The organism is Azospirillum griseum (assembly GCF_003966125.1).
Lineage (GTDB): Bacteria > Pseudomonadota > Alphaproteobacteria > Azospirillales > Azospirillaceae > Azospirillum > Azospirillum griseum.
The window spans coordinates 12,254-31,799 of sequence record NZ_RXMA01000015.1; the positions used below are offsets into that span (position 1 = coordinate 12,254).

General features: G+C 69.9%; 15 protein-coding genes. 7 read left to right on the top strand and 8 right to left on the bottom strand.

What is annotated here, in order from left to right; all coding sequences use genetic code 11:
• On the top strand, positions 1-556 hold a 556-nt coding region (locus tag EJ903_RS15730; protein WP_148105283.1), incomplete at its 5' end, for a tetratricopeptide repeat protein.
• Here the strand turns inward: EJ903_RS15730 and EJ903_RS15735 are convergent.
• Positions 553-1,188 (bottom strand): mismatch-specific DNA-glycosylase, encoded by a 636-nt coding sequence (locus EJ903_RS15735; protein ID WP_246015625.1) that lies wholly within the window; start codon positions 1,186-1,188, stop codon positions 553-555. The genes EJ903_RS15730 and EJ903_RS15735 overlap by 4 nt on opposite strands.
• Positions 1,185-2,150, bottom strand: a complete 966-nt coding sequence (locus EJ903_RS15740; protein WP_126617123.1) for a LysR family transcriptional regulator — start codon at positions 2,148-2,150, stop codon at positions 1,185-1,187. Before EJ903_RS15740 ends, EJ903_RS15735 begins: the two co-directional genes overlap by 4 nt.
• 194 nt (positions 2,151-2,344) lie before the next feature.
• On the opposite strand from EJ903_RS15740, the gene EJ903_RS15745 reads away from it, so the two are divergent.
• A complete protein-coding gene (locus EJ903_RS15745; protein WP_126617125.1) occupies positions 2,345-3,820 on the top strand; it encodes an MFS transporter in 1,476 nt (491 codons plus the stop codon).
• A 123-nt stretch (positions 3,821-3,943) separates the two neighbouring features.
• On the opposite strand, the gene EJ903_RS15750 is transcribed toward EJ903_RS15745, so the two are convergent.
• On the bottom strand, positions 3,944-4,357 hold the full coding sequence (locus EJ903_RS15750; protein WP_126617127.1) for a DoxX family protein: 414 nt from the start codon (positions 4,355-4,357) through the stop codon (positions 3,944-3,946).
• A 135-nt stretch (positions 4,358-4,492) separates the two neighbouring features.
• Here EJ903_RS15750 and EJ903_RS15755 point away from each other — a divergent pair, with 135 nt between their 5' ends.
• Entirely contained in the window at positions 4,493-5,398 is a 906-nt protein-coding gene (locus EJ903_RS15755; RefSeq protein ID WP_126617129.1) for a LysR family transcriptional regulator, read from the top strand.
• A 69-nt stretch (positions 5,399-5,467) separates the two neighbouring features.
• Here the strand turns inward: EJ903_RS15755 and EJ903_RS15760 are convergent, their stop codons facing one another.
• The 3 genes from EJ903_RS15760 to EJ903_RS15770 all read right to left on the bottom strand — a co-directional run bounded on the left by EJ903_RS15760 (position 5,468) and on the right by EJ903_RS15770 (position 9,776).
• On the bottom strand, positions 5,468-7,132 hold the full coding sequence (locus tag EJ903_RS15760; protein WP_126617131.1) for an ABC transporter ATP-binding protein: 1,665 nt from the start codon (positions 7,130-7,132) through the stop codon (positions 5,468-5,470).
• Positions 7,133-7,188: 56 nt separating this feature from the next.
• On the bottom strand, positions 7,189-8,271 hold the full coding sequence (locus tag EJ903_RS15765; protein WP_126617133.1) for an ABC transporter permease: 1,083 nt from the start codon (positions 8,269-8,271) through the stop codon (positions 7,189-7,191).
• 101 nt (positions 8,272-8,372) lie between these two features.
• Positions 8,373-9,776, bottom strand: a complete 1,404-nt coding sequence (locus EJ903_RS15770) for a CmpA/NrtA family ABC transporter substrate-binding protein (RefSeq protein WP_126617135.1) — start codon at positions 9,774-9,776, stop codon at positions 8,373-8,375.
• 830 nt (positions 9,777-10,606) lie between these two features.
• On the opposite strand from EJ903_RS15770, the gene nirB reads away from it, so the two are divergent.
• Genes nirB through cobA form a run of 4 tightly spaced genes read left to right on the top strand, consistent with a single transcriptional unit; the run spans position 10,607 to position 17,156 of the window.
• Complete coding sequence (nirB, locus tag EJ903_RS15775; protein ID WP_246015644.1) at positions 10,607-13,099, top strand: nitrite reductase large subunit NirB; 2,493 nt, start codon at positions 10,607-10,609, stop codon at positions 13,097-13,099.
• Between the two features lie 5 nt (positions 13,100-13,104).
• A complete protein-coding gene (gene nirD, locus EJ903_RS15780) occupies positions 13,105-13,536 on the top strand; it encodes a nitrite reductase small subunit NirD (protein ID WP_126617139.1) in 432 nt (143 codons plus the stop codon).
• Positions 13,529-16,258 carry a nitrate reductase gene (locus EJ903_RS15785; protein ID WP_126617140.1) on the top strand — a complete coding sequence of 910 codons (2,730 nt, stop codon included), beginning with the start codon at positions 13,529-13,531 and terminating at the stop codon, positions 16,256-16,258. Before nirD ends, EJ903_RS15785 begins: the two co-directional genes overlap by 8 nt.
• On the top strand, positions 16,233-17,156 hold the full coding sequence (gene cobA / locus EJ903_RS15790) for a uroporphyrinogen-III C-methyltransferase (RefSeq protein ID WP_126617142.1): 924 nt from the start codon (positions 16,233-16,235) through the stop codon (positions 17,154-17,156). Before EJ903_RS15785 ends, cobA begins: the two co-directional genes overlap by 26 nt.
• 24 nt (positions 17,157-17,180) lie before the next feature.
• Here cobA and EJ903_RS15795 read toward each other — a convergent pair whose 3' ends face one another.
• A complete protein-coding gene (locus EJ903_RS15795; RefSeq protein WP_126617144.1) occupies positions 17,181-17,693 on the bottom strand; it encodes a hypothetical protein in 513 nt (170 codons plus the stop codon).
• Positions 17,694-17,751: 58 nt separating this feature from the next.
• Entirely contained in the window at positions 17,752-19,515 is a 1,764-nt protein-coding gene (locus tag EJ903_RS15800; protein WP_246015626.1) for a methyl-accepting chemotaxis protein, read from the bottom strand.
• Positions 19,516-19,546: the final 31 nt, after the last annotated feature.

Below are 19,546 nucleotides of genomic sequence, written 5' to 3' on the forward strand. Positions count from 1 at the left end.
CACCCGCGCCCTGGCGATCTGGGAGAAGGCGCTCGGCCCCGACCATCCCGACACCGCCTTGAGCCTTAACAATCTGGCCTATCTGTACAAGGCGCAGGGGAACCTTGAGGCCGCCGCCCTGCTCTACACCCGCGCCTTGGCGATCTGGGAGAAGGCGCTCGGCCCCGACCATCCCGACACCGCCTTAAGCCTCAACAATCTGGCCTATCTGTATCAGGCGCAGGGGCAGCTTGAGGCCGCCGCCCCACTCTACACCCGCGCCTTGGCGATCCGGGAGAAGGCGCTCGGTCCCGATCATGCTGATACGGCGATCAGCCTCAACAATCTGGCGCGCACCCTTCAGGATCAAGGTCAGTTGCCGGAGGCCGCCCCGCTCTTCATCCGTTCTGTCGCCATCCTGGACAAGGCGCTTGGGCCGCAGCACCCCACGACGATTCATGTTCTGAAAAACCTTGCCAAGCTGCGCCAGGCGCAAGGGCAGGCGGAGGACGCGGCGGCGTTGTTTGCCGACGCCGAGGCGCGTGCGGCGGCTCAGGCACCGGCCAAAGCGCCTTAACCGGGCCGCAGCCGGTCCCGTTCAGCCGCCAGCGCGCGGAACCAGTGGAGTTTTTCCGCGTAGGGCAGGCGGGCGAGGCCGCTGGGGGAGGGGAGGACGAGGTCGGTGATGCCGGGGAACAGGGCGGTGTCCTGCACGCCCCATGGCGCGTCGGGTCGGCCGCTCGCCGCCAGATAGACGCCCTTGCCGGTGTGGGCGAGGATGGCCGGGCGGACCGCCGCGACGATGCGGGCCAGACGGGGCAGACCGGCGCGCAGCTCCGCCCGGCTCAGTTCGGCGGCGGACGCGGTGGCGCGGGCGACGAGGTTGGTGGAGCCAAGGCCGAAGCCGGGCAGCAAGCCATCCTCCTCGCAGCGCAACCGGCGCGGGGTCAGGCCGGAGTCGGCCAGCAAGCGCCAGAACTGGTTCCCCCGCCCGGAATAATGATGCCCCAACGCGCCGGACCGCAAACCGGGGTTGAAGCCGACGAACAGCACCGCCAGGTCCGGCCCCAGCACATCGGGCAGGGGACCGTCTTGCGGTGGTCCGTCTTGCGGCGGGCCATCGTGGGGCAGGCCATTGTGTGATGGGCCATCGTGGGACGGATCATCCGGCGACGGCGGATCCGAAAGCGGCCAAGCGGGGGCGGTCACGGCGCGGTGTCCCCGTCGGGGATCTCCAGCCCGCCCAGCGCGGCGGCGCAGGCGTCGCGGACCAGGGCGCGCAGCCAGCGGTGGGCCGGGTCGGCGTCCTGGCGCGGGTGCCACAGCAGGGAGATTGTGACCTCCGGCGTGGCAAAGGGCAGGGGCCGGGTGCACAGACCGGCGCGCAGCGCGGCGGTGTGGCGCAGCGGCACGGTGGCGACCAGATCCGACCGGCGCGCCACCGCCAGGGCGGCGGCGAATCCGCCGACGCTGGCGATGATCCGGCGTTCCAGCCCCAGCGCGCGCAGGGCGCTGTCCACCGGCCCCCGTCCCAACCCGCCCTTGCCACCGCCAGCGCTGGATCGGGTGACGCAGACATGGGCGGCGGCGCTGTAGCCATCGAGGGTGAGCGGCCCCTTATCCATGCCGGCGGCCAGCGGGTGGCCGGGGCGGACCACGGCGACGAAACGGTCGCGGAACAGGGCCTGGGCGCGCAGCTCCGGCCCCATCGCCGGGGTGACGACGCCGGTTTCCAGATCGACCGCGCCGTCGCGCAAGGGGGCGCTGTCCTTGTCGGGTTTGGGCAGGAAGACCAGCCGCACGCCGGGGGCCGCCGCCGTCACCGCCGCGATCAGCTCCGGCCCCACCGTTTCCACAAAGCCCTCGCTGCTGCGCAGGGTGAAGGTGCGGGCCAGACGCTGCGGAGTCAGCGTCTCCACCGGGCGCAGCACCGCCGCGCCATCCTCCACCAGTTGGTGAACGCGCGCGCGCAGCTCCAGCGCGCGCGGGGTGGGGACCAGATCGCGCCCGGCGCGGACCAGCAGCGGATCGCCCGTCACCTCCCGCAGGCGGGCGAGCGCGCGGCTCATCGCCGACGGGCTGAGGTTGAGCCGCCGCGCGGCGCGGGCCACGCTGCCCTCCGCCAGCAGAACATCCAACGTGACCAGCAGATTCAAATCGGGAAGCGCCATGCCCCAACTGTAGCACGATCCAGTGCGCGCGCGGCAACGGGCGGGGGAACGGGCCAACGCGGCGGGGCCGGGCGCTGGCATGGCGTGGCGCGCAACAACTTCCTGCGTCCGGCGCGCGTTCCGCCGGTGGTTGGGGCGGGCATAGGCTGGGGGCAACGCCGCGCTGCGGCTGTCTCACAACCGGATGCCTGACCATGACCAACAGCCTGAACCCGCCCGCCCCGGAGGGCGCGGCGACCCTGAACGACACCCTGAGGAACGACACCTCGACGAACGGCACCCCGGCGGCGGCCCCAACGGCAGCAACGCAAACCCGCGCGCTGCTCGCCCTCTGCCTGCTGACCCTGCTGGCGGCGCTGGGGGCGAGCGGGGCGAACGTCGCCCTGCCCACCCTGGCGGGCGCGTTCGGCGCGTCGTTTCACGACGTGCAATGGGTGGTGCTGGCTTATCTGCTGGCCATCACCAGCCTGATCGTCGGGGCCGGGCGGTTGGGCGACCGGATCGGCCGTCGCCGCCTGCTGCTGGGCGGGGTGGCGCTGTTCACGGCGGCGTCGGCGCTGTGCGGGCTGGCCCCCAGCCTGGGCGTGCTGGTCGCCGCGCGGGCGGTGCAGGGGGCCGGGGCCGCCGTGATGATGGCGTTGACCATCGCCATGGTCGGCGACAGCGTGGCCAAGGCGCGGACCGGGCGGGCGATGGGGCTGCTGGGCACCATGTCGGCCATCGGCACGGCGCTGGGGCCGTCGGCGGGCGGCGGGCTGCTCGCGGTGGCGGGCTGGCCCGCGCTGTTCCTGGTCAACGCGCCGTTGGGGCTGCTGGCCTGGGGGTTGGCACGCGCCAGCCTGCCCGCCGATCCGCCCCGCCCGGCGGGACCGCGCCCGGCCTTCGACAGCGCCGGGACGCTGCTGCTGGCGCTGACGTTGGCGGCCTACGCCCTGGCGATGACGGTGTGGCGGGAGCGCTTCGTTCCGCTGGGGCTGGGCCTGTTGGGCGCGGCGGTGGTCGGGCTGGCGTTGTTCCTGTGGGTGGAGCGGCGGGCGGCGGCCCCGCTGCTGCGGCTGTCGCTGTTCCGCGATCGCGCCTTTCGCGCCAGCCTCGCCGCCAACGCGCTGGTGTCCACGGTGATGATGGCGACGCTGGTGGTCGGCCCCTTCTTCCTGTCGCGGGCGCTGGGCTTGACGGAGGCGATGGTCGGGCTGGTGCTGGCCAGCGGGCCGGTGGTGTCGGCCCTCAGCGGCGTGCCCGCCGGGCGGTTGGTGGACCGCTTCGGGGCCGCGCGCATGGTGTCGGCGGGGTTGGTGCTGGCGATTGTGGGGGCGGTGGCGCTGGCGCTGCTGCCGGGCTGGTTCGGCGTGGCGGGCTACGTCGCCGCCATCGCGCTGCTGACCCCCGGCTATCAACTGTTCCAGGCCGCCAACAACACCGCCGTGATGGCGGATGTGCCGGCGGACCGGCGCGGGGTGACGTCGGGCCTGCTGACCCTGTCGCGCAATCTCGGGCTGGTGTCGGGCGCGTCGCTGATGGGCGCGGTGTTCACGGCGGTGGCCGGGGAGGCGACCAGCGCCGGGGCGGAGGCGGTGGCCGACGGCATGCGCATCACCTTCCTGGTCGCCGCCGGGCTGGTGGCGGTGGCCTGGCTGTGGTGTTCTGCCAAGCCGCGCCGGGGGGGCTGATCCGGTTCTTGCCATCGCGACCGGGTGCGCAGGCTGGAAGCGGATCCGGGGGGCGGCTGGTCAAGCGCATGGCGTTTGACCGTGTGTGCGTTGGGTTTGCGGGTGTTTGGTCGCAGTGGGCGATCAACGCGGCTGGACCGGCAGGGCGCGGCCACGACCCCACAGGACGAAGGCGGTCAGGGCGATCAGCACCACGTTCATCGGGACCACCGCCGCCTCGCCGCGCGACAGGTGGAAGGCCAGGGCGAGCACCTGAAGGATGATGATCCCCAGAGCGGCCAGAACCGTCAGACGCGGTTGGATGCGGGTCAGCGACGGCAACAGGATGCCAAGACCGCCCAGCAGATCCGCCGTGCCGGTCAGGGGAACCAGACCCGGATGCTGCGCGGTCCAGGGGATCATCGCCGCCAGCTGGTCGGCGGGCAGGGCCAGCTTGGTGTAACCGGCATAGACGAAAAACAGCGACAACAGGCCCTGAACGGTCCACAGGCCGGGACCCAGGATGTTGCGGCGGGGGGCGACGGTGGCGGTGGTCATGGGGGTGTTCCTTTGGTGCGGGGATGATCGGCAGGGCGTCGGGCGACGCCGTTTCTGATCATCATCCTGCGTCTCGAAACACATCCACGGAAGCGATATGATTTCGATCAAACCCATCGATTGGAGAGATGGATCATGATCGGTGCCTTGACGTTGGACCAACTGCGTGTGCTCGTGACCATCGAGGACACCGGCAGCTTTTCGGCGGCGGGCCGCAAGCTGCGGCGTGTGCAATCCGCCATCAGCCACGCGATTCAGGCGCTGGAGGACGCGCAAGGGGTTCAACTGTTCGACCGCAGCGGGCGGACACCGCGCTTCACCGATGCCGGGCGCGTGCTGGCGGTTCAGGCCCGGCAGGTCCTGCGGCAGGCCGAGGCGTTCGAGCGCACCGCCCAGTCCATGGCGGCGGGGCTGGAACCGGAACTGTCCATCGCGGTTGACAATTTCGTGCCCTCGGGGCCGGTGATCCGTGGGCTGGCCAGCCTGCAACGCGCCTTCCCCGATCTGACGGTGACGCTGTTCACGGAGGGCATCGGAGCGGCCGAGCGGCGTGTGCGCGACGGCAGCGCCACCCTGGGCATGTGCGCGCTGATGCCGTCCACCGCGCAGGATCTCCAGGCCAGCGCGCTGACGCAGATCACGCTGGTTCCGGTGGTGGCCCCGTCCCATCCGCTGGCGACCGAAGCACGGCCCCTGACGCGGGAGATACTGGCCGAACATGTGCAGTTGATTTTGACCGATCCATCGCAGCGCCCCGGCCCCAGCTTCAGCGTGGTCAGCCCGCGCGTGTGGCGTTTCGTGGACATCACCCGGCGTCTGGAGTTTCTGCGGGCGGGGTTCGGCTGGGGAACCATGCCCCATCATCTGGTCGAAGCCGATCTGGCGGCGGGGCATCTGTTGCGGTTGTCGATTGAGGATCCGGCGGTGCTGCCCGGTTCGATCGGGTTGTTCGCCATCCACGACCGTCGGCACCCGTTGGGCATGGGCGCACGCTGGCTGCTGGCGGAGTTGCAACGGCAGGGTTGGGGGACCACCCCCTGACCCTGGCGGGGCCGTGGATGGCATCAGGGACGCGCAACGCGGATGGCGGCGGCGCTGCGCGTCCTCTGGTCAGGCGGCTTTCTTGGGCGCGCCGTGGTGGCCGCCTTCCAGGAAATCGAGCAGCTCGGCGCGGTACTCGTAATAACGCGGGTGCTCCAGCAACGATTGACGGGTGCGCGGGCGGGGGATGTCCACCTTCAGGACGTGACCGATGCGGGCGTTGGGGCCGTTGGTCATCATCACCACGCGGTCGGCCAGCAACAGCGCCTCGTCCACATCGTGGGTGACGCAGACCGCCGTGACCTGGGTGCGCGCCCACACCTCCATCAGCACCTCTTGCAACTCCCAGCGGGTCAGGCTGTCGAGCATGCCGAACGGCTCGTCGAGCAGCAGCAGCTTGGGCGACAGGGCGAAGGCGCGGGCGATGCCGACGCGCTGCTTCATGCCGTTGGACAGTTCCGACGCCTTTTTGTCCATGCTGTCGCCCAAGCCCACGCGGGCGAGGTAATAGCGGACGATGTCGGCGCGCTCCGCCCGTTTGGCGTGGGGGTAGACGCGCTCCACCCCCAGCATGACGTTTTCATAGGCGGTCAACCAGGGGAACAGGCTGGGGGCCTGGAAGACGACGGCGCGGTCGGGACCGGCGGTTGACACCTCCTTGCCGTCCAGCACGATGCCGCCGCTGGTGACGTCGGCCAGCCCGGCGACCATCGACAGCACGGTGGATTTGCCGCAACCGGAATGCCCGATCAGCGAGATGAACTCCCCCTTGCGCATCTTCAGGTCAAAGCCATCGACGATGGTCAGCGGCCCCTTGGGCGTGGCGAAGGTCTTGGTCAGCCGGGTGAATTCCAGATATCGTTCGTCGGCCACGCTGCTGGCCTGCGCCGCGCGGTAGGCCTTGGGCGGTTCGGACGCGGTGATCGGGCGGATGTCGGGCAGGGGGAGATCCTCCCCCGTGGCGGCGGCGCGCGCGATCCCGGCGTTCATCAGATAGGCCGTGACCTCCGCCCGCAGCCGCTTGAAATCCGGGTCATGGTTGACGGCGGTGCGGTCGCGCGGGCGGGGCAGATCGACGGTGAAGGCCGGACCCAGCGTCGCCCCCGGCCCCGGCGTCAGCGGGATGATGCGGTCGGCCAGCAGGATGGCTTCATCGACGTCGTTGGTGATGAGGATGACGGTCTTGCGGTCCTTGCGCCAAATGGCTTCGATCTCGTCCTGCAATTTGGCGCGGGTCAGGGCGTCGAGTGCCGACAGCGGTTCGTCGAGCAGCAGCATGTCGGGCGACATCGCCAGCGCGCGGGCAAAGCCGACGCGCTGGCGCATCCCGCCCGACAGCTCTTTCGGGCGGCGGTCGGTGGCGTGGCCCAGCCCGACGGTTTCCACCGCGCGGCGGGTCAGCACGCCGCGTTCGCTCGCGGTCTTGCCGCTGTGGACGGCGTCCACCGCCAGCGCGACGTTTTCCTTCACGCTCAACCACGGCATCAGCGAATAGCTTTGGAACACGACGCCGCGTTCCGGGCCGGGGCCGCGCACCGGCGCGCCGCGCATCAGCACCGCGCCGCTGTCGGGCATGGTCAGGCCGCCGATCAGGTTGACCAGCGTCGTCTTGCCCGAGCCGGAGAAGCCGACGATGGCGACGAACTCCCCCTCCGCGATGGTCAGGTCGATGTCGCGCAGGACGTTGGTTGCGCCGTAGGACTTGGAAACGCCCTTCAGTTCCAGGATCGCCATGGTCGTAGTCTCCGGGGAGGCAGAGGGGGAGGCAGGCAGTCGGGGGGGAGAGAGGATCAGCGGTTGCCGGTGTGGGTGACGGCGGCCTGGAAGGCCAGCATCACGCGGTCCAGCAGGAAGCCGATCAGGCCGATGGTGAAGACGGCGACCATGATCTTGGCCAGCGAGTTGGAGGAGCCGTTCTGGAACTCGTCCCACACGAACTTTCCAAGGCCCGGATTTTGCGCCAGCATTTCCGCCGCGATCAGCACCATCCAGCCCACGCCCAGCGACAGGCGCAGCCCGGTGAAGATGAAGGGCAGGGCCGACGGCAGGACCAGACGGCGCACCATGGTCAGGCCCGACAGTTGCAGCACCTTGCCGACGTTCATCAAATCCTTGTCGATGGACGACACGCCGACGGCGGTGTTGATCAGCGTCGGCCACAGCGAGCACAGCGTGACGGTGATGGCGGAGGTGAGGAAGGATTTCTCGAAGGTCGGGTTGTCGCTCGACACCGTGGCCGACACCACCATCGTCACCAGCGGCAGCCACGCCAGCGGCGACACCGGCTTGAACAGTTGGATCAGCGGGTTCATGGCGGCGTTGACCGTGCTGGACAGGCCGCAGGCCACCCCCAGCGGCACCGCAACCAGCGCGCCGATCAGGAAGCCGGTGAAGACCGTCTTCAGGCTGGTCAAAATCTGATCAAGATAAGTCGGCTTCCCGGCGTAGGGGCGGGTCTTGACCGGGGCGTTGGGGTCGGCGGCCAGCGCCTCGGCGTTGCGCTTGGCCTGGCGCTCGTAAAAGGCGGATTCCTTGGCGCGTTCGGCCTTGTGGTCGGCGTAGAGGCTGGTCGCCTGTTCCCACACCTGCGCGGGGCCGGGAATGGCACCAAGGCTGGTGTGGACTTGCGGAGCCGCCCAACCCCAGGCGGCGAGGAACAGCAGGATCGCGGTCAGGGGAACGCCCATCTGCCGCCACAGCTCCACGGCCTGGACGCGCGGGTTTTCGCCAGCGGCCATGCGCAGCAGCGGGGCAAGCCAGCCCAGCCCGACGGTGGTCAGGGCGCTGGCGATGCGGTTGAGCGCGTGGGCGCGCCGGGCCTTGCGCTGGGCGCGGGCCAGATCGGAGGGGGCGGTGTCGGTCAGGCTGGTCATGGTGGTTGGTTCCTTCATGATCCCGTGGCCCCGTCCGGTTCCCGGTTGGGGAGCCGGGCGGGGGCGCGTGGAGGATGGACGCGGGGCGGGGCGCTGGCGTCTCAGCCGCCGACCAGTTGCCCGCCTTCGACCTTCTGGTTGCCCTTCAGGCCGATGGGCTGCTTGTTCAGGTAGTCGTTGGGCTTGCGGCCATCGAAGGGGATGCCGTCGATGAACCCGGCATCGACCGGCTTGTAGCCGTCGCTGGTCCAGGGGAAATCGGCCTCCTTGACCTTGCCTTCCTCGACCAGCAGCTTGGCGGCCTTCAGGTAGGTGTCGGGCTTGTAGACCTTGCGGGCCGTCTCGTCGTACCAGGAATCGGGCTTGCTCTCGGCGATCTGGCCCCAGCGGCGCATCTGGCTGAGATACCAGACGGCGTCCGAATAGAAGGGGTAGGTGGCGTTGTAGCGGAAGAAGACGTTGAAGTCGGGCACGTCGCGCTTGTCGCCCTTCTCATACTCGAAGGTGCCGGTCATCGAATTGGCGATGACCTTGGCGTCGGCCCCGACATATTCGGATTTGGCGAGGATCTTCACCGCTTCGGCGCGGTTGGCGTTGTTGTTCTCGTCCAGCCATTGGGCGGCACGGATCAGCGCCTTGACGACGGCCAGATGGGTGTTCGGGTTCTTTGTCGCCCAGGCGTCGGTCACGCCGAACACCTTTTCCGGGTTGTTCTTCCAAATCTCGGTGTCGGTGATGACCGGAACGCCGATGCCCTTGACGACTGCCTGCTGGTTCCAGGGTTCCCCCACGGCGTAGCCGAAGATGGTCCCGGCCTCCAGCGTCGCCGGCATCTGCGGCGGCGGGGTGACGGACAGCAGGGCGTCGGCCTGGATCTGGCCCGACACGTCGCTGGGGGCGTAATAGCCGGGGTTGATCCCGCCCGCCGCCAGCCAATAGCGCAGCTCGTAATTGTGGGTGGACACCGGGAAGACCATGCCCATGGTGAAGGGCTTGCCCGCCGCGCGGTATTCGGCGATCACCGGCTTCAGCGCGTCGGCCTTGACCGGGTGGACCGGCTTGCCATCGGCCCCCTTGGGCACGTTGGGCTTCATCTTCTGCCAGACCTCGTTCGACACGGTGATGCCGTTGCCGTTCAGGTCCATGGAAAAGGCGGTGACGATGTGGGCCTGGGTGCCAAAGCCGATGGTTGCCCCAAGCGGTTGCCCGGCCAGCATATGCGCGCCGTCCAACTCGCCGGAGATGACGCGGTCGAGCAGAACCTTCCAGTTCGCTTGCGGCTCCAGCGTCACCGACAGCCCTTCATCCTCGAAGAAGCCCTTTTCAACGGCGATGGCGAGCGGGGCCATGTCGGTCAGCTTGATGAAGCCAAGCTTCAGCTGCTCCTTTTCCACCTTCAGCGGGGCGGCGAAGGTCGGAACGCTCAAGCACAGGGCGATGGCGGCGGCGGCGGACGCCAGCAGGGTGCGGAAGGCCATCGGGGTGCGGACAGAACGGGCGGTCATCACGTCGGTTGCTCCATCTCAGAAAGCCGGACCATCGGGCGGCGGCGGCGACACCGGCGGGTGCCAATCCGAAAGGGCTGTTTTTTGGGCAGCGGCACTGTGGCCGGGTTTCCCAAGAACGCGTCCCGTTGGATCGGCTCCCGAACACCCGGCAAGCGGCGGCAGGGCTGCTTGCGCGGTGCGGGAAACCGGGGTCGGCAACACTGCCGGGGGATGGCCCAACGTTGGACGCTGTGGGATGCGCACCGTCGTTGGCGCGTCTCTCGCCCCGATCCTTCGCAAGCCTCATGCCAAAGGATGGGATCTTGGGGCCGACGCGGTGAAACTGGCGGGATGGCTTGGATTTTTGTGGAGAGATCAGCCGAAAGGTATGGGTCTGCCCGGCGGATCGCCATACCAAGTGATGAATTTTGCAGCGCACAAACGCCTGTGTGTCTGTTTTCTGACCAAGACCTAAGCATGGGCAAAAAACAGGCACCTAAGCATCACCCCCACGCCGGGCCGCGACGTGGCGGAAACGCTGGCGTTGCGGCCGGTTGACCGTCTGCGGTTGGGCCGGAAACGGGCTTGGCACGCGCCTTGCGAAGAGAGCGGCGAGACAAAAGGCGGAGGTCGGCAACGTCGCCAACCCCCGCCGCAGGGCCGGATCCGGGCGACGCGGCGCGGATATCGGCCATGGTTCGACGACGAACCGCCCGGACAACGGCGTCCGATCCGGTAGGCCCCCATTCCACGGGATGGGCACGCCCGCCGGTTCGGACGCCTTTTTTTTGGCCCCGCGCCCCGCCGACACGGCCGGGCGGACACGAGACGAGGCAGACGCCATGGACATGCACCACCCGATCTCATCGCCCGACGGGCAAAACGCCGCGCAGGACACCCCGCGCAAGGAACGCCTGGTCGTTGTCGGCAACGGCATGGCCGGGATGCGCACGGTGGAAGAGCTGTTGGCCAAGGCCCCCGGCCGTTACGACATCACCGTGTTTGGCGCGGAACCGCTGCCCAACTACAACCGCATCATGCTGTCGCCGGTGCTGGCGGGCGAAAAGACCTTTGACCAGATCGTGCTGAACAGCCGCGCGTGGTACGAGGAGAACGCCATCACGCTGCTGACCGGCGAGCCGGTGGAGAGCATCGACCGTGCCGCGAAAACGGTCACATCGGCCAGCGGGCGGGTGGTGGCCTATGACCGGCTGTTGCTGGCGACCGGCTCCATGCCCTTCATCATCCCGGTGCCGGGATCGACCCTGCCGGGGGTGATCGGCTTCCGCGATCTGGCCGATGTGGACGCCATGCTGGCCGCCGCCGCCAAGGGCGGGCGCGCCGTCGTCATCGGTGGCGGTCTGCTGGGGCTGGAGGCCGCCAACGGCCTGCGGGTGAAGGGGATGGACGTCACCGTCGTCCATCTGATGCCAACGCTGATGGAACGCCAGCTCGACCCGGCGGCGGGCCAACTGCTGCAACAGGAGCTGGAACGGCGCGGCATCGCCGTGCTGACCGGGGCCGACACCGCCGAAATTGTGGGCGGTGAACAGGCCGAGGCGGTGCGCCTGAAGGATGGCCGGCTGCTGCCCGCCGACATTGTGGTGATGGCGGTGGGCATCCGTCCCAACATGGCCTTGGGCAAGGCGGCGGGGCTTGAGTGCGGGCGCGGCGTGAAGGTGGACGACGCGATGCGCACCAGCGACCCGGCGATCTTCGCCGTGGGCGAATGCGTCGAGCATCGCGGCCTGACCTATGGCCTTGTCGCCCCGCTGTTCGAGATGGCGAAGGTGCTGGCCGACGCGCTGGCGGACGGGGAGGGCAGCGCCTACACCGGTTCCGTCACCTCGACCAAGCTGAAGGTCACTGGCGTGGATGTGTTCTCCGCCGGGGATTTCTCCGGCGGCGCGGACACGGAGGAGATCGTGTTCCGCGACCCGGCGCGTGGCGTCTACAAGCGTCTGGTCCTGAAGGACAACCGGCTGTTGGGCGCGGTGCTGTACGGCGACACCAAGGACGGCGGTTGGTACTTCTCCTTGCTGAAGGACGGGGCCGACGTCAGCGCCGAGCGCGACACCATGATCTTTGGTCAGGGCTTTGGGGGGGCCGACGCCGGAAACCCTAAGGCCGCCGTTGCCGCCCTTCCCGACAGCGCGGAAATTTGCGGCTGCAACGGCGTGTGCAAGGGAACCATCGTCAAGGCCATCACCGACAAGGGCCTGACCAGCCTGGACGAGGTGCGCGCCCACACCAAGGCGTCGGCCTCCTGCGGAAGCTGCACCGGCACGGTGGAAGCGCTGCTGGCGGTGACGGCGGGCGATGCCTTCACCGCCGCCCCGGCGGTCAAGCCGATGTGCAAATGCACCCACCACAGCCACGACGCGGTGCGCGCCGCCATCGTCGCCCAAAATCTGCGCACGATGGGCGAGGTCTTCGCCGCGCTGGATTGGACGACGGCGGACGGTTGCGCCTCCTGCCGCCCGGCGCTGAACTATTACTTGCTGTGCGCCTGGCCGGGTGAGTACGCCGACGATTACCAGTCGCGCTTCATCAACGAACGCGCCCACGCCAACATCCAAAAGGACGGGACCTATTCGGTGGTTCCGCGCATGTGGGGCGGGCTGACCAGCGCGACCGAACTGCGCGCCATCGCCGATGTGGTGGACAAATTCGCCATCCCCACGGTGAAGGTCACGGGCGGCCAGCGCATCGACCTGTTCGGCGTGAAGAAAGAGGATCTGCCCGCCGTGTGGGCGGATCTGAACGCGGCGGGCATGGTGTCCGGCCACGCCTACGCCAAGGGTCTGCGCACGGTGAAGACCTGCGTCGGGTCGGAATGGTGCCGCTTTGGCACGCAGGATTCCACCGGGCTGGGGGTGAAGCTGGAGCAAATGACCTGGGGCACCTGGACCCCGCACAAGGTCAAGCTGGCGGTGTCCGGCTGCCCGCGCAACTGCGCGGAGGCGACCATCAAGGATCTGGGCGTGGTCTGCGTGGACAGCGGGTACGAACTGCACGTCGGCGGCAACGGCGGGCTGCACGTCCGCGCTTGCGATCTGCTGGTGAAGGTGGCGACGGAGGAGGAGGTGTTGGAATACACCGGGGCCTTCATGCAGCTTTACCGCGAAGAGGCCCGCTATCTGGAGCGCACCGCCCCGTGGGTGGAGCGGGTCGGGCTGGACCACATCAAGCGCGCGCTGGTCGATGACGCCGAAGGGCGCGCGGCGCTGCACGCCCGTTTTCTCTTCTCGCAACGCTTCTCGCAAGACGATCCGTGGGCCGAACGCGCCGCCAAGGGCGTGGACCGTCACGAATTCTCGCTGCTCGCCAAGGTGGGGTAAGACACATGGACCAGATCCTTTCCGCTCTCCCCAAAACCGGTGTGGCCGAAACCGGTGTGGCCGCGACCAGCGCCGCCGCCGACACCCTGTGGACGCCGGTCGGTCGGGTGGAGGACATCCCGGTGCGCGGATCGCGCGTGATCCGCACGCCCGACGGCGACGTTGCCCTGTTCCGCACGGCGGACGACGCCGTGTTCGCCCTGCGCGACCGCTGCCCGCACAAGAACGGCCCGCTGTCGCAGGGCATCGTTCATGGCCAACGCGTCACCTGCCCGCTGCACAATTGGGTGATCGAGCTGAGCACTGGCGAGGCGGTCGCCCCCGACGTCGGCAACGCCGGTCACATCCCGGTGCGGGTGGAAGATGGCGCGGTGTCGGTGGCGTTGGAACTGGCGACGGCGGCGCGGGGCGGCTGCAAGGGGGCGTGCCATGTTTGACGGGCCGGAGGGGGACGGACCAGGAGGGGGCGGGTCAGCCCCCGGCGCGTCGCGGGACACCCGCACCACCTGCCCCTATTGCGGGGTCGGCTGCGGCGTCATCGCCACGGTGACGACGGACCCGGCGACGGGGCAGGACCGGGTGAGCGTGCGCGGCGACGCCGACCACCCGGCCAACCGGGGGCGGCTCTGCTCCAAAGGCTCCGCGCTGGCCGACACGCTGGTGCGCGACGTCGATGGCGGCGGGCGGCTGCTCCACCCGGAAATCGACGGGCATCGGGTGACGTGGGAGCGCGCCCTCGCTGAAGTCGCAACGCGCTTTGCCGACACCATCGCCCAGCATGGGCCGGACTCGGTGGCCTTCTACGTCTCCGGCCAGTTGCTGACGGAGGATTATTACGTCGCCAACAAGCTGATGAAGGGCTTCATCGGCGCGTCCAACATCGACACCAACTCGCGCCTGTGCATGGCGTCGTCCGTCGTCGGCCACAAGCGCGGTTTGGGGGCGGACGCGGTGCCGGGCAGCTACGCTGATTTTGAAACGGCCGATCTGGTGGTGCTGGTCGGCTCCAACCTCGCCTGGTGCCATCCGGTGCTGAATCAGCGCTTGCGGGCGGCCAAGGCGGCGCGCGGGACCCGGATCATCGTCGTCGATCCCCGCCGCACCGATTCCGTCGATGGCGCCGACGCCCATCTGGCGCTGGCGGCGGGCACCGATTCCGTGCTGTTCAACGGCCTTTTGGTCCATCTGCACGCGCGCGGGGCCACCGACGCCGTCTTTGTCGGCCGCCACACCGATGGGGAGGAGGAGGCGCTCGCCGCCGCCCGCGCCGACGCACCGGATCTGGCGACCGTCGCCCGGCGTTGCAAACTCAGCGAGGCGGAGGTCGCCGCCTTCTACGCTGACTTTGAAACGACGGAGAAGGTCGTCACCGTCTATTCCCAGGGTGTGAACCAGTCGAGCCAGGGAACCGACACCGTCAACAGCATCCTGAACGTCCATTTCCTCACCGGGCGGATCGGGCGGCCCGGCATGGGTCCCTTCTCCGTCACCGGCCAGCCCAACGCCATGGGCGGGCGCGAGGTGGGCGGGCTGGCGAACCAGTTGGCCGCCCATATGGGCTTTTCCGCCGAGGACACCAACCGGCTCGCCCGCTTCTGGAACGCGCCGCGCGTCGCCGCTCAACCGGGGCTGAAGGCGGTCGATCTGTTCCGCGCCATCGAACGCGGGCGGGTGAAAGCGGTGTGGATCATGGCGACCAACCCGGCGGTCAGCATGCCCGACGCCGGGCGGGTGCGCCGCGCGCTGGCGCTTTGCCCCACCGTGGTGGTGTCCGACTGCATCCGCGACACCGACACCGGGCGGTTCGCCCACATCCGCCTGCCCGCCGCCGGGTGGAGCGAGAAGGACGGGACCGTCACCAACTCCGACCGCAACATCTCGCGCCAGCGCGCCTTTTGCGCGCCGGAGGGGGAGGCGCGGCCCGATTGGTGGATCATCACCCAGGTGGCCCGGCGCATGGGCTTCGCCGACGCCTTTGGCTTCGCCAGCCCGGCCGATGTGTTCCGCGAGCACGCCGCCCTGTCGGCCTTTGAGAATGACGGGCGGCGGGCGTTCGACATCGGCGCGCTGGCGGCGGTGAGCGACGCTGATTTTGATACGCTGGCCCCGTTTCCGTGGCCGTGGCGGGCGGGCGGCCAACCGCAGGAGCGGCTGTTCACCGATCACCGCTTTTTCCACGAGGACCGGCGGGCGCGCTTCATCCCGGTGACGACGCGGCCCCTGCCGCGCAGCCTGCCCGACGGCGCGCTGCTGCTGAACACCGGGCGGTTGCGCGACCAGTGGCACACGATGACCCGCACCGGCCTGTCGGCCCGGCTGTCGGCCCACGCGCCCGAACCCTGCCTGGATCTGCACCCCATCGACGCAGCGGCGCGCGGCGTGGCCGATGGCGGGCTGGCCCGAATCGTCAGCACGGCGGGGGAGGCGCTGGCCCGTGTCCGCGTCACCGACGCGCAGGTGCCGGGCACCGCCTTCCTGCCGATGCATTGGACCGACGCCTTCACCGGGTCCTGCGTGATCGGCCGACTGATCGACGACGACGCGGTCGATGCGCTGTCGGGCCAACCCGATCTGAAGCGGATGCCCGTCACCGTCCTGCCCTATGAGCCGGATTGGACCGCCTTCTGGCTGTCGCGCCAGCCGGTGACGCCGACGCACGACGGCTATTGGGCGCGCCGCGCGGTGCCGGGCGGGCATCTGATCGAACTGGCCGGGCGCGGTCCGGTCCCGGATCTGGCCCCCGCCGGGTGGGACGCCGCCAGCGGCACGGCGATCAACTTCAGCGACGCCGCGCGCGGCAACCGGCGCACCGCGTGGCTGCGCGGCGACCGGCTGGACGCCTGCCTGTTCGTGGCCGCCGATGGGCGGTTGCCGGGGCGGGCGTGGCTGGTCGGGCTGCTGGAGGGCGACGGTCTGGCCGACGCCGACCGCGCCGCCCTGCTGGCGGGCCGCGCCCCCGGCGCGCGCGCGGACGAGGGGCGGATCGTGTGTTCCTGTTTCAGCGTGGGCATCAACCGCCTGATCGCCGCCATCGGCGACCAGTCCCTGACCAGCGCCGAGGCGGTCGGCGCGGCGTTGAAGGCGGGGACCAATTGCGGCTCCTGCGTTCCCGAAATCAAGGAGGTGCTTCGTCATGCGGTTCAGCGCGAAATGGCGTGATGGCCTGATCCTGTTCGGTTTCCGCCTGCTGTCCCCGGTTCTGCCCACCGCCACTTTGCGTGGCGTGGTGGGGGGTGGGGCGGATCGGACGCCCGGCCCGGTCGCACCCGCCACACCGGTGGATCGGCCCGGCGTTGGCAGCGTCACCCTGGTCGGGGCCGGGCCGGGCGATCCCGATCTGTTGACGGTGGCGGCGGTCAAGGCGCTGGCGGCGGCGGACGTCGTGCTGTTCGACCATCTGGTCGGCGACGGCATCCTCGACCTCGCCCCGCCCGGGGCCGAGCGGATGTGCGTGGGCAAGCGGTCGGGCCGCCATTCCCTGCCGCAGGAGGAGATCAACGCGCTGATCGCGCAACAGGCGCTGTCGGGGCGGCGGGTGGTGCGGCTGAAGGGCGGCGACCCGATGATCTTCGGCCGCGCGGGCGAGGAGATCGATCACCTCGACGCGCTGGGCATCCCCGTGCGCGTCATCCCCGGCATCACCGCCGCGCTGGGCTGCGCGGCCTCCGCCGGACTGTCGCTGACCAAGCGCGGCGTGGCCCGTGCCGTCACCTTCGTCACCGCCCATGGCCGCGACGGCGAACGTTTTGAACCCGATTGGGCGCGGCTGGCCAGCCCGGACACGACTCTGGCGATCTACATGGGCCGCGAACAGGCACGCGCCGCCGGGGCGGGCCTGTGCGCCGCCGGTCTGCCCGCCGACACCCCGGTGCTGGCGGTGGAAAACGGCTGCCGCCCCGACGAACGCCGCCTCCGCACCACATTGGGCGCGATGGCGGTGGACGGCGTGGCGGCGGGGAAGGGGCCGACCCTGCTGCTGATTGGCGACGCGCTGGCCGCGCGCGGCACGGGCGAGGCGGCGGAGGTCTGCGGCGCGATGGCGGTCGAGGGTCGTTGACGCCCGCCCACCATCGCCGGTCCCTCAACGCCGATTCACGTCGCACAGGGCGGGCAGCAGGATGGCCGGGGTGACGCTGGCCCCGACCAGCGCGCCGTAGAGCGCCTTGCCCACCAGCACGATTGTGAACGGGACCGCCGTCCAGCCGCCGCCCCACAGCAGGGCGGTGGCCGTCGGCGCGAACAGGATGAACCAGACAAGGGCCAGGACGACCGCGCGCGCGACCACCCCGCGCGGGACAAACCGGCTCCACCCGGCCAGATCGCTCCAATCGCAATCGGGCAGCCCGCCACCGGCCCGCCGTTTGCGCAGGACAAACGGCAGCAGCAGGCCCATGGCCAGCACCGGCAGGATGGTGCTGGGCAGCAGGTCGAAGGCCAACCCGCCCAGCCCCCAGACCGGAACCGGGTCAACGCCGGAAAACACCAACCCGGCGATCCCCGCCGTGATCGCGCCGTTGACCGCCGCGCCGACGGCCATTTCCACGCGCAGGAACGCGCGCAGGTCGCCGCGCCGCGCCGCCAGAGAAGTGAGCATTCCACAATCCTTTCGGTTCAAAACATGATGAGACGGGGGGCGCTCAATTGGGGCGCGTTCAATGGGCGGAGCGGACCTTGACGACGAAGGAGTCGACCGCCACGCCCAGCCGGGTCGATTCCCCGACCAGCCCGTCCGCCGCCGCCAGCACGCGGTCGGCGATGGTTCCGGTGTCGCTGGCCCCCTGCATCACCTCGTCGATGATGACGCGGACGTCGTCGGCACCGCTGGCCGCCCGGCTGGCGCTCTGGGCGATGTCCTGGGTGGCCTGGCTTTGCTCCGTCACCGCCGCGCTGATCGCGCCGGAGATTTCCGACATGCGGGTGATGACGCTGCCGACGCCGTGAATGGCGTCGGCGGCCTTGGCGGCAGCGGCACGGATGTCGTCGATCTGCCGTTCCACCCCCAGGATCGCGTCGGAGGTCTGGCGCGCCAGCGCCTTCACCTCCTGCGCGACGATGGCGAAACCGCGCCCGGCGTCGCCCGCGCGGGCGGCCTCGATGGTGGCGTTCAGCGCCAGCAGGTTGGTGCGCCCGGCGATGGCGTCGATCAGGCGGACCACCTCGCCAACCCGTTCCGCCGCCGTCAACAGCTCGTCCATCGCCGCTTCGCTGCGGCGCGCCCCGGCCACGGCGTGTTCGGCGATCCGTTCGGAGGCCACCACCCGTTCGCCGATGTCGCGGATGCTGGCCGAAAGCTGTTCGGCCACCTCGGCCACCACATCCACGCTTTTGGCCGCCTGCCCGGCGCTGCCGGCGGCGGAGGTCGAGCAGCGGTTCGCGTTGCCCGCCACCGCCGCCAGCTCGTCCGCCGTCTGGCGCATCCGGGTGGCCGCCGCGCCGACGGACTGGACCACCTCGGCCACTTCGGCCTTCAGGCCGTCGGCCAGCCGCTCCAGCGTCCGGCGCTTGTCGGTTTCGGCCTGGGCCTGCAAACGCTCCTGTTCGTCGCGCAGCCGTTCGGCGTCCCGCATTGCCCGTTGGAACACCAGCACGGCGCGGGCGGTGGCGCCGATCTCGTCCCGGCGCTCCACCCCATGGATGGGGATGTCCAGCGCGCCATCGGCCAGCCGCGTCATCGCCCGCACCGTGCGTTCCAACGGCCGCGACACCGAATGCAGCGCCAGCAGCAGGGCCACCGCCAGCGTCAGCAGCGCCCCGGCAGAGCCACTGACGACGGTCACGCGCACCGTGTCGTCGTAGCGGGCCTGGGCGGCCTGATCGGCGGCCTCAATGGCCTTGTGCACGTCGGCGCTCAAGCCTTCGAACTGGGAGATGGCGACGCTGAGGTCGAGACGCCCGCTGTTGAGCAGGTCGGCGGCGGCGCTGCGGCGGCCCGCCATCACCTCCCGCCGCACCTCCTCCACGATCGCCATCAGGTTGGTGAATTGGCTGATGCCGGAGTCGATGTCCTGGTCGCGCTGGGGCAGGATGCGTTTCAGGCTGTCGGCGCTGGTGGTGACGGTCGCCTTCAGCGCGTCCAGATCGCGGCTGAGGAACGCGAGATTGTCGGGGTCCTCCTCGGCGACCATCTCGCGCACCAGCCCGCTGATCGACCGCACGGCCCCGGAGGCGACATACGCCGCCTTGCCGCGTTCCGACAGATCGACCACCCGCTGGTAATCGTCCTTGATGAGGCCGCTTTGCGCGATGCCGTACCACGACATCGCCAGCGACACCCCCATCATCACCACCAGCGGAACCACGATCTTCACGACAATCGGCAGATGGTTCCATGGCGCGGCCAGACGGCGGACGGTCGCCGCCACCGCCACCATCGTTGCATCGGCCAACCGCCGACCACCGGAAAGCAGAGCGCGCATGCTGCGGTCCTCCCTGTTCCAAGCCTGCGGG

Excerpts from the sequence above, each read along its gene's own strand:
- EJ903_RS15800 (WP_246015626.1), bottom strand. The coding sequence starts at position 19,515 with ATGCGCGCTCTGCTTTCCGGTGGTCGGCGGTTGGCCGATGCAACGATG.
- EJ903_RS15755 (WP_126617129.1), top strand. The coding sequence starts at position 4,493 with ATGATCGGTGCCTTGACGTTGGACCAACTGCGTGTGCTCGTGACCATC.
- nirB (WP_246015644.1), top strand. The coding sequence starts at position 10,607 with ATGCACCACCCGATCTCATCGCCCGACGGGCAAAACGCCGCGCAGGAC.
- EJ903_RS15765 (WP_126617133.1), bottom strand. The coding sequence starts at position 8,271 with ATGACCAGCCTGACCGACACCGCCCCCTCCGATCTGGCCCGCGCCCAG.
- EJ903_RS15795 (WP_126617144.1), bottom strand. The coding sequence starts at position 17,693 with ATGCTCACTTCTCTGGCGGCGCGGCGCGGCGACCTGCGCGCGTTCCTG.
- EJ903_RS15740 (WP_126617123.1), bottom strand. The coding sequence starts at position 2,150 with ATGGCGCTTCCCGATTTGAATCTGCTGGTCACGTTGGATGTTCTGCTG.
- cobA (WP_126617142.1), top strand. The coding sequence starts at position 16,233 with ATGCGGTTCAGCGCGAAATGGCGTGATGGCCTGATCCTGTTCGGTTTC.
- EJ903_RS15760 (WP_126617131.1), bottom strand. The coding sequence starts at position 7,132 with ATGGCGATCCTGGAACTGAAGGGCGTTTCCAAGTCCTACGGCGCAACC.
- EJ903_RS15785 (WP_126617140.1), top strand. The coding sequence starts at position 13,529 with ATGTTTGACGGGCCGGAGGGGGACGGACCAGGAGGGGGCGGGTCAGCC.
- EJ903_RS15750 (WP_126617127.1), bottom strand. The coding sequence starts at position 4,357 with ATGACCACCGCCACCGTCGCCCCCCGCCGCAACATCCTGGGTCCCGGC.
- nirD (WP_126617139.1), top strand. The coding sequence starts at position 13,105 with ATGGACCAGATCCTTTCCGCTCTCCCCAAAACCGGTGTGGCCGAAACC.
- EJ903_RS15745 (WP_126617125.1), top strand. The coding sequence starts at position 2,345 with ATGACCAACAGCCTGAACCCGCCCGCCCCGGAGGGCGCGGCGACCCTG.
- EJ903_RS15770 (WP_126617135.1), bottom strand. The coding sequence starts at position 9,776 with ATGACCGCCCGTTCTGTCCGCACCCCGATGGCCTTCCGCACCCTGCTG.